The sequence below is a fragment of the Spirulina sp. 06S082 genome, from assembly GCF_034932145.1.
Lineage (GTDB): Bacteria > Cyanobacteriota > Cyanobacteriia > Cyanobacteriales > Spirulinaceae > CCY15215.
Genome location: NZ_JAYGHV010000284.1, coordinates 19205 through 28009, shown reverse-complemented (window position 1 = coordinate 28009; position 8805 = coordinate 19205). Strand labels below are relative to the sequence as shown.

Genomic DNA, 8805 nt, shown 5'->3' with positions numbered 1-8805 from the left:
AAATGTATAATCTATTCCCATAGTCTTTAACCAAAAAAATTAGAATGTCCCCGTTTATGTTTATGACATCCTAATGAGAGGGAAAAACGCGATCGCGCCCCGCATACGGCCACACCTTGCAACCAAACCATGTAGATAGTACCATAAGATCGCCAATTTTGCAAATGAAAAAATAAAGGGCTTGAAATGCCATACAAACTAACTGAATGAAGAGCATTATTAGCAAGAGAAATTCGCGATCGCGTTATCATTTTTTCTAAGTGCTAACTAATTCAAAAGAAACTTTAATAAAACTTTAAACCTCCTCCGTATCGTCAACCCGGAATCGTTCCACCGAAGCCAACAAATCCCGCGCAATTCCCACCAGATTTTGTAGAGAAGAAGCCACCTTTTGCGATTCTTGTGAAGTTTCTTGCGCCGTCAGTTCCACCGACTGCATAACCTGCGCTACTGCCAGAGTGCTTTCCGTTTGTTCCACCGTATCCGCCGTAATCGATCGCACCAAAGCATCAATCCGATTAGAGACTTGAATGATATCCTCCAGCGATCGCTTCGCCTGTTCCGCCCGTTTCGTCCCGTCGATAACCTGCTGCGTCCCCTCCTCCATCGCCTGCATAACCAAACTCGTCTCACTTTGGATCTGTAAAACGATTTGTTCGATATCTTTCAGCGCTTTTGCAGATCGATCCGCCAACTGACGTACCTCATCCGCAACAATAGCAAAACCCCGTCCCGCTTCCCCCGCCCGCGCCGCCTCAATCGAAGCATTTAACGCCAACAAGTTCGTCCTTGACGCAATTTGAGAAATCACCGCCACAATCTTAGAAATCTCCTGAGAAGACTCCGCCAACCGCTTCACCTTCCGCGTCGTTTCCGCTACCGTCTCCCGAATCTGCAAAATCCCCGAAACCGCGTGTTCCACCGAATCACCCCCCTTCACCGCCACCGCCGCCGCCGATCGCGCCACCTCTTCCGCCTCCCGCGCATTTTCCGCAACCCGGCGAATCGAGTCCGTCATCATCTGCACCGAATTCAACGTCACCGCCAACTCCTCCGCTTGTCGCAATGCGTCACTTTGCAAACCTCGGGCAAACTGCTCATTATCCCCCGAACTTTTGTTCACCTCCCGCGCCGCCGTTTTCACCTGCTGTACAATTTCCCGCAAATTTTGAATCGTGAGGTTAAACGCATCCGCCACCGCCCCCAAAACATCCGCCGTCACCTCCGCCCGTACCGTCAAATCTCCCCGCGCCGCCCCTTCCACATCATCCAGCAAGCGAATTACCTGGCGCTGCAAATCTTCCTTTTGTTGTTCCGTTTCTTCCGCCCGTCGCTGTGCCTCACTTGTCGTCGTCAGAATCACCCGCGCCATTTCATTAAAACCCGCCGCTAATTGCCCAAACTCATCCTCAGCATAAATCGTCGCCTTGGCATTAAAATCTCCCTGAGAAACCGCATCAAACCGAGATTGTAAATCCTGCGTCGATTGTTGAATTTGCTCCACCGTCGTGCGCCCGAAAAACCAAATTGTTCCCCCTGCTGCCCCCCCGGCTACCAATCCCATCAAAGCATTCCAAACCCTCATATAAGGGACGCTAACAACTTTTTCCTCATCCGGAGCATTCACAAAACTTAAAAAAGAAATTAAGACCACCGCGATCGCAGAACTCGTTCCTGCTGCTACCGCCATAAACCATTGTTTCTTCATCAAGGGAAAATTTTCAAACCAAGCAAATCGCCCCTGTTCGATTTCGACATTGGTTTCGACAACACGCTGATCGGTCTTCGTAAAATTCGTGGGAACCTTATCCGCAGGAGATTGAAGACCAAAAATCCCAGTATCTCCAGCTTCGGCGGCGGCAACTCCCCCCATCGTTGCCGCCCCTAAAGCCGCACTACTGTCCGAAAAAGCCAAGCTGGGGTCATCATCAAAACTGGAATCATCAAAACCAGAATCATCAAAACCGATCGCCGAATCCGGAATATCTGCTGCATTCCCAAAACTCGGTAAGTCGTCGTTAAAAACATCAAACTCTTCTAAAAATCCTCCAGTTTCATCGGGCATATCCATTCCCTCTGCACCGATATCGCCAAAATTGGTATCTTCAGCAAAAGATTCATCCTCATAATTGCCATCCTCATAATTGCCATTTTCATAATTGCCATTCTCATAATCGTTATCAGGATTATTAAAATCATCAAAAGCAAAATTCTCTTGAGACTTTTGCGGCGTTGTAAAAGAAATTGTTTCTAAATCATCATCCAATCCATACACTTCATCGTCATCATCATAAGCATTGTCTTCCACATCTTCAGGCGGAAGTTCATCCGCAAAATTTTCTCGAGCAAACGAATTGTCAAATTCGCCAGAACTCATCAGGAGCGTTTCTTGATAATCATCTTCATCCAGTTGAAAATCTTCGTTTTCCTCGACTTCATCCAGTTGAAAATCGCTAGTTCCGTCTAATAAATCGTCTTGAGAATCGAAGAGATTTTGCCCTTTGCCCGTACCGGTAGGAATCACAAACGTTGAATCTCCGGTTTCAGGAATATCGTCTAAGTCCGGGGCAAAATCACTGTCAAAATCTTGCCCATTCAAGGTTGAATCCATTAAAGCAGTGGCATCTTCCTCAGCTTCCCAAGCTGCATTTTCATCTCCGAGGGTAAAAGGATCTCGATAGGCTTCTCCCGAGGGAAAGTCATCATCATAGGAATCTGATAGGCTATTGGGTTCGCCAAAAGGATTAGCATAAGTTCCTCCCCCTCCACTGCTTTCTAAACCATTATTGCCACTCTCAAAATTACTACTGCCAAAGTCAAAATCAGTTAAAGCATCAGCATCATCTAAATTGGGCAAACTATCATAATTTGAAAGCCCTTCCAGTTGTTCGTAACTCTCTCCCGTAGCATTTTCAATCGTATAATCATCCTCTGCAATATCTTCACCGGAATAATTGCCACTCAAGCCAGCATTAGCATCTTCAATGCCATTATCTGCATAGTTAATAAAATCGATATCATCCGTTAATCGCTTGACCCGTTCGTATTGTTCTCGGGCGATTTCATAATCTTGGAGACCGTAGCAATAGATATGCCCGCGCAATAATTGAATGGCGGGATCTTCGCGATAACTTTGGGAGAGGCTGTCGATAATTCCTGCTGCTTTTTCATAATTTCCTTGCAGGTAAGCACGTTCGGCTTCTCCATATTTTTGTGTATAGTCAGTTTCCTGGGACATTGTGTTAATCGGTAAATGAGAGTTGATAGTTGATAGTTGATAGTTGATAGTTGTTAGTTGATAGTTGATAGCGATGTACTGAGCTTGTTTGGGTTTTGATAGTTGATTTTTAATAGTTAATTAACTCGCCCAGCGAGCCGATCGCAGTATTTTACCCTGATCGAGAAGTCGCAAAGTTTGGTTGGTTTTGGGGTTGAGAACCCACTCGCCAATCACAAACGAGGCCATACTATCGGGGACGTTGGTGGCGGGTTGAACTTGTTCGCTATCAAGCCAATCCATAGCATTTTCACCAATGCGATCGATCGCCAAGCCTAAAAGAGTATCTTGTTCTTCTACGGCAATCACAGGAATATCTTGACGCTGGGTATTGAGGGCTACGGGATCCCCGAGGAATTGTCCTAAATCCGCCACCCAAATCACTTGACCTCGCAAATTCAACGTTCCCAAAAGCAGAGGGGAAGCATTGGGAATGGGGGTAATGCGTTCGGGGGGCTGGTTCATGACTTCGCGAATCCCCGTTGCGGGAAGTGCCAGTTCGATCCCAGACGGGAGAAAAAACCGCAAGTGCAACTCGCCTTCGGGAGTTTCTAGTTTTTCGATGTCGGGAGAAATATCTTCACTATTTTTCCCTAAAAAATTTGTATTGCCAACCATAATTTCTGGCTTCCTTTTCCAATCGCGGCAGAGTTTGAGCAGATTGCGGGGGATACAGGGAGGAAAACCCGAGGGTTTCTTCGTCTATTCTATCCCCGCAGCAATTGTTTGACGGTGCCAATTAGTTCTTTGGGTTGGAAAGGTTTGGCGATGTAGGCATCTGCCCCTTGTCGCATTCCCCAATAGCGATCGAATTCTTCTCCTTTGGAAGAACACATGACGACGGGGACATTTTTGGTTTTTGGATCGGCTTTGAGGCGACGACAGAGTTCGTAACCGTTCATTTGAGGCATGACAATATCCAATACGACTATATCGGGTTCGTACTGGTTTTCCTGAATTTGGGCGAGGGCTTCGACTCCGTTCCCGGCAACCTCTACGGTTAAGCCGCTACTTTTGAGTAGTTCCGAAATCATTTGTCGTTGTGCCGGACTGTCTTCTACCACTAAAACTTTACTCATATTTCCTCGTTTCTACTTATTCTTTAGCTTAATTCCTCATCTGGCTCTTAAAGTATCTCTTGTTTTTACCGTTCGCGATCGCCGAAGGCTCAAACTGAGGGAGATTTTTTAAGGATAGGTTAGCGATAGGCTTCTCCTGGGCTTTTTGCCACTGCCTTGTCTGGGTTAGGATCGCCGCGATCCCAACCGAGGTATTTTTCAATTAGCATTAATAATTCTCCTGCCCCAAAAGGTTTGGTGAGATAATCTGTTGCCCCCACCAATCGGGCTCGGACGCGATCGATAAAACCATCTTTACCGGTGAGCATAATAATCGGGGTTTGACGAAAGCGAGTCGAACTTCTCAGCATGGCACAAATTTCATAACCGTCAAGGTCTGGCATGGCGATATCGCACAAAATTAGGTCGGGTTTGAGGCGAAACACCTGCCCGATCGCCTCTAAGGAGTCAGTGAGAACGATAACGCGATAGCCTTGGGATTGCAGCATAAATTCTACACTCTTGCCAATGGTGAGATCGTCATCAAGACAAACAATCGATGTGAGTTTTTGCGGGGATTCTCGCAGGATTTTAGGGCGATCGGGGGTGGAAATCCCCTCGAGCATTTGAATCCAGCCTTTTTGTACATAGGGATAAATCGCCCGCGCGATCGTGGCAATATCTCGATTGAGGAAGCGAGAAAGCTGGCGTAACGAGGTTGTTCCATCCGCCCAGCGATCTAAATTTTTGTAAGCATTAGGGGGGAGTGCGGCTTGTAGGGCAATTTTCTCGCTGAGAAGGGGACATTGACTGGGGCTTTGAATATGGGGATGGAATTGTTTCCATTGTTGAACCTGTTTGACGATTTTGGCGACGAGAGGGGCAATTTCTACGGTGGTGAGTTGGGGGGCCAGGGCAACCCCGACTTCAAAATTAAAAACTCCTTGATGCAGTCCCAGCAAATCGAAGAGGGTTTCTGCGATGGTGCGATAGATAATATTGCGCCCTTGGGCTGGGGTAATAATCCGATTTTCCATTAATTGCCACAGATAGGCATATTCGGGAGTTGTTAATTTTCCTGCTGGACTGTTAAGGTCGGCGATCGCATCTTCCGCGCGATAGTAGCGCAGATAGTCTTGCAAGCGAGAAAGACTACTGCTGGCGCGATCGGCAGCATAAACAATTTTCCCATTGGCAAAAAAGACAAACCAAGAAGGAGTATCTTCAGGAGTGGATCGAGTGAAATAACGCTTTGAGCTTGGGGTTAAAGAGCCATCTTGATGCTCTCGCACGGGATTGCTATAGGTTTCTACAAATAGCTCTCCCGTGCGTTGACCGAGTTCGATCAGTTGCAGGATGCTGCGAATATCAATTTCATTGAGAGTTCCCTGCATGGTAGGCAAAAACCGCTCTCGAAAGCGGGAATGGAGTTGGCCGTCGATCCACTCGATAAGAAAATTAGATTAAGATGAGCAGTTAGATATTCATTGTACGCTGTGACTCAACCCCTAGTCTCTCAAGAAATAATTTTCTCAATCGGCTCAGGTTTTAACTGGTTAAGCTAGATACTAAAGTAGGATAGGTAAAGGGTTAAAGTTTTAGGACTTACGCAATTGCTGTTCGTCTTGTCTAAAACGACCCGAACGACAGTAAAATTAAACAACTGGGTAGGAATTTCCCTCTCTACTCATACCAATTATTCTTAATTTATTTTAGTAACGCGGGATGCTGTATCTTGCAGAAGTCAAAAAGCAAAAAGGCGGGTTCATGTCCAAAGCAGCGACTGAACTTAAGCTCCTTGCCTGTCAGCGCAATGACCAAAGTTGGAATGCTGTTCCTGGCGATGAGGTTATTCCGGCGGATGAGGCGGAGGGTTTTGAGCAGGGCGCTCTAATTCTCGTTAATCTAACGGGTAATCGACAAGTTCAAGGCACCCCGGAGGTGGCAGGTCCGACGATTGTTCGGGATTTGCAGCGACTGTCCAAACTCCAGGAAAAGATTAAAACCCAGCAGGAGGAAATTGAAGGCTGGAAGCAATCTTTAACTCTCCAAGCTCAAGAATTGAGCAAGCGGGAGATGGAGTTAGATGCTGAATTGGCTCAACTCGAGGAGTTAAGAGACCAAGGGGGAGAACCTCGAGACCAAGGGGGGGGACAAAGTGAGGATTTAGCCCAGGCTAAGGCAGAAGCCGATCGCATTCGCGAGGAATTCGAGCGCAAAACCCAAGAATTAGAACAGGCTTGGGCGCATTTACGAGGGGAACAACGTCGTTTAGAGGAAAGTAAGGAAGAGTCCCCCTCTGGGGGTAGTGGTGTGGGGATTGCCCCAGAACAGGCTCAACGCATTCAAGAATTGTTGGATTATCTGGCGACTAATGTTTTGCCGACGGGAGATTTTCAAAATTCTCTCCAAGAGGCGATCGCCATCCTGGAACAACAGCAGGTTAATACGGATGAACAAGCACAACAATTTGAAGAAACGCGATCGCAGGCTCAAAGCCAACAAGCTAAAATCGATCGCCAGATTCGAGAATTAGAGGAATTAGAACAGCAATATCAAAGCACAAAGGTAGCTGTAGAGCAGTCCAGACAAGAGCTACAGACTCGCCAGCATCGTTTGGAGTTGGCGGAGGTGTCTATCGCACTGCTCAAGCAAGAGGGGGAAAATCAAGAGAAGATTTACCAATCTCTAGCAGGTTTGGCGACGGGTAATACAGATGAACAAAGCGAGTCATCGGTAGATGTGGCTGCTCTTGAAGCGATGCCCTTGGAACAGTTACAAGGGATCGTTGCAGGGCTACAGAAAGAACTAGATAAATTAGAACGGTTTGTCGCCGATCAGGAAGAGGAATTAAGTCTACAGCAAGAGGCAGTGGAAGAGTTAGAGGAGAAACTCAAAAGTGCTAATGTTTATGAGAGTTCCGATCTCGAACAAGAGTTAGAGGATGAGCGAGAACAGAAAAAACTCCTCGATGAAACTCTCGTGGGTCAGCGACGAACTTTGGTTGAAAAACGCTCAATTTTAAGTCAGAATTTAAGTGTTTTGCGTCGCCGACAGGGAATTGCTGAAGAGGGTGCTGAGGGCGATCGCCTTGATTTAAGTCCTGTTTTAGCGAATTTAGAGGCTCAACGCCAAACTATTGAAGCGGAATGGCAAAAACGGGAAGAGGAGTTGGCAGAAATTAAGGCTGAGATTGAGGAAGCGGAAGCAACTCTGCAAGATCGCGGGGATGAGTGCGAACACCAACATAATGCGTTAAAAGACTTAGAAAAAAGTCTTAAAGAAGGACAGTCTAGCACGTCTCTACTTTGGGGACGGGTTAATCTTTATGAGGAGATTCTTCCCCCAATGAGAGAGGCGATTGCAGAAATGCAGCAAAAATTACAGGCGATCGCGCAATTGTCTAGAAGTAACGTACGTTCCTTCTAATCCGGCAAAAGGCGAATCATTAATCGAGAAAGTCATTTGCAGAGTAGGCTCGTCTACCTTAATTAAAGGTAGCGCTTTGGGTTCATCGGGACAAGTAATTGTCTCGCCAATATTGGCATCGGCAAACCCAGACACGGCAACGATATTACCCGCACTGGCTTCTTTTAATTCTACCCGCGCCAAGCCTTTAAAGCCCATTAATTTAGCAACTTTTCCTTTCACAATCTTGCCGTCATCTTTAGTGAGGGCGGCTTGCTGTCCTGCATAAATCGTACCGTTGTGAATCCGACCGATTACAATCCGTCCCAAATATTCCGAATAATCGAGAGTCGTAACTTGCAATTGTAAAGGCTTTTCTGGATCGCCGGCTGGAGGGGGAACATGGTGCAGAATGGCTTCAAAGAGGGGCTTCATATCGACTCCCTCATCATTGACCTTTTCTTTCGCAAATCCCTGCAAACCGGAAGCGTAGAGGGTGGTAAAGTCGCATTGATCGTCATCTGCCCCCAACTCCACAAAGAGATCGAAGACCTTATCGATCGCCACATCGGGGTCCACATTCTCGCGATCGATTTTATTGACCACGACAATAGGACGCAAACCCTTTTCTAGGGCTTTTTTCAACACGAAACGGGTTTGGGGCATAGGACCCTCATTGGCATCGACAATGAGGATACAACCGTCTACCATACCTAAAACTCGTTCGACTTCCCCCCCAAAGTCCGCGTGACCTGGAGTATCGACAATATTAATCAGAGTTTCTTGATAGTAAACGGCGGTATTTTTGGAGAGGATAGTAATTCCCCGTTCTCGTTCTAGAGTATTAGAGTCCATCACGCAGTCCGGAATCTCTTCCCCTTCGCGAAAGATTCCAGATTGTTTGAGCATGGCATCGACTAGGGTAGTTTTACCATGATCGACGTGGGCAATGATAGCGAGGTTGCGAATGGGAAGAGACATGATAGTGTTTCTGGACTAGAAAATAGTAAGGAAAATTCGAGAATTTCCTTTACGCTATAATTATAAGTCTTTTTGTAACAA

General features: G+C 46.5%; 6 protein-coding genes and 1 pseudogene. 1 reads left to right on the top strand and 6 read right to left on the bottom strand.

The features are described from left to right. Positions 1-26: 26 nt before the first annotated feature. The 5 genes from VB714_RS17425 to VB714_RS17405 form a co-directional block, all read right to left on the bottom strand. Positions 27-251, bottom strand: coding sequence for a hypothetical protein (locus tag VB714_RS17425; RefSeq protein WP_323225916.1), 225 nt, complete (start codon positions 249-251; stop codon positions 27-29). A 44-nt stretch (positions 252-295) separates the two neighbouring features. After that, positions 296-3238 carry a methyl-accepting chemotaxis protein gene (locus tag VB714_RS17420; RefSeq protein WP_323225915.1) on the bottom strand — a complete coding sequence of 981 codons (2943 nt, stop codon included), beginning with the start codon at positions 3236-3238 and terminating at the stop codon, positions 296-298. Between the two features lie 120 nt (positions 3239-3358). Further along, complete coding sequence (locus VB714_RS17415) at positions 3359-3895, bottom strand: chemotaxis protein CheW (protein ID WP_323225913.1); 537 nt, start codon at positions 3893-3895, stop codon at positions 3359-3361. A gap of 89 nt (positions 3896-3984) precedes the next feature. Continuing rightward, entirely contained in the window at positions 3985-4356 is a 372-nt protein-coding gene (locus VB714_RS17410) for a response regulator transcription factor (RefSeq protein WP_323225912.1), read from the bottom strand. A gap of 119 nt (positions 4357-4475) precedes the next feature. After that, complete coding sequence (locus VB714_RS17405) at positions 4476-5729, bottom strand: response regulator (RefSeq protein WP_323225911.1); 1254 nt, start codon at positions 5727-5729, stop codon at positions 4476-4478. A gap of 331 nt (positions 5730-6060) precedes the next feature. Here VB714_RS17405 and hmpF point away from each other — a divergent pair, with 331 nt between their 5' ends. Continuing rightward, complete coding sequence (hmpF, locus tag VB714_RS17400; RefSeq protein ID WP_323225910.1) at positions 6061-7764, top strand: pilus motility taxis protein HmpF; 1704 nt, start codon at positions 6061-6063, stop codon at positions 7762-7764. On the opposite strand, the pseudogene VB714_RS17395 reads toward hmpF, so the two are convergent. Then, positions 7720-8724 (bottom strand): annotated as a pseudogene (locus VB714_RS17395) (GTP-binding protein); the annotation flags it as partial. The gene hmpF and the pseudogene VB714_RS17395 sit on opposite strands and share 45 nt — an antisense overlap. Between the last annotated feature and the right edge of the window lie 81 nt (positions 8725-8805).

Bases quoted from the DNA above. Each gene is read 5' to 3' on its own strand.
- VB714_RS17425 (WP_323225916.1), bottom strand. From the start codon at position 251: ATGATAACGCGATCGCGAATTTCTCTTGCTAATAATGCTCTTCATTCA.
- VB714_RS17415 (WP_323225913.1), bottom strand. From the start codon at position 3,895: ATGGTTGGCAATACAAATTTTTTAGGGAAAAATAGTGAAGATATTTCT.
- hmpF (WP_323225910.1), top strand. From the start codon at position 6,061: ATGCTGTATCTTGCAGAAGTCAAAAAGCAAAAAGGCGGGTTCATGTCC.
- VB714_RS17405 (WP_323225911.1), bottom strand. From the start codon at position 5,729: ATGCAGGGAACTCTCAATGAAATTGATATTCGCAGCATCCTGCAACTG.
- VB714_RS17410 (WP_323225912.1), bottom strand. From the start codon at position 4,356: ATGAGTAAAGTTTTAGTGGTAGAAGACAGTCCGGCACAACGACAAATG.
- VB714_RS17420 (WP_323225915.1), bottom strand. From the start codon at position 3,238: ATGTCCCAGGAAACTGACTATACACAAAAATATGGAGAAGCCGAACGT.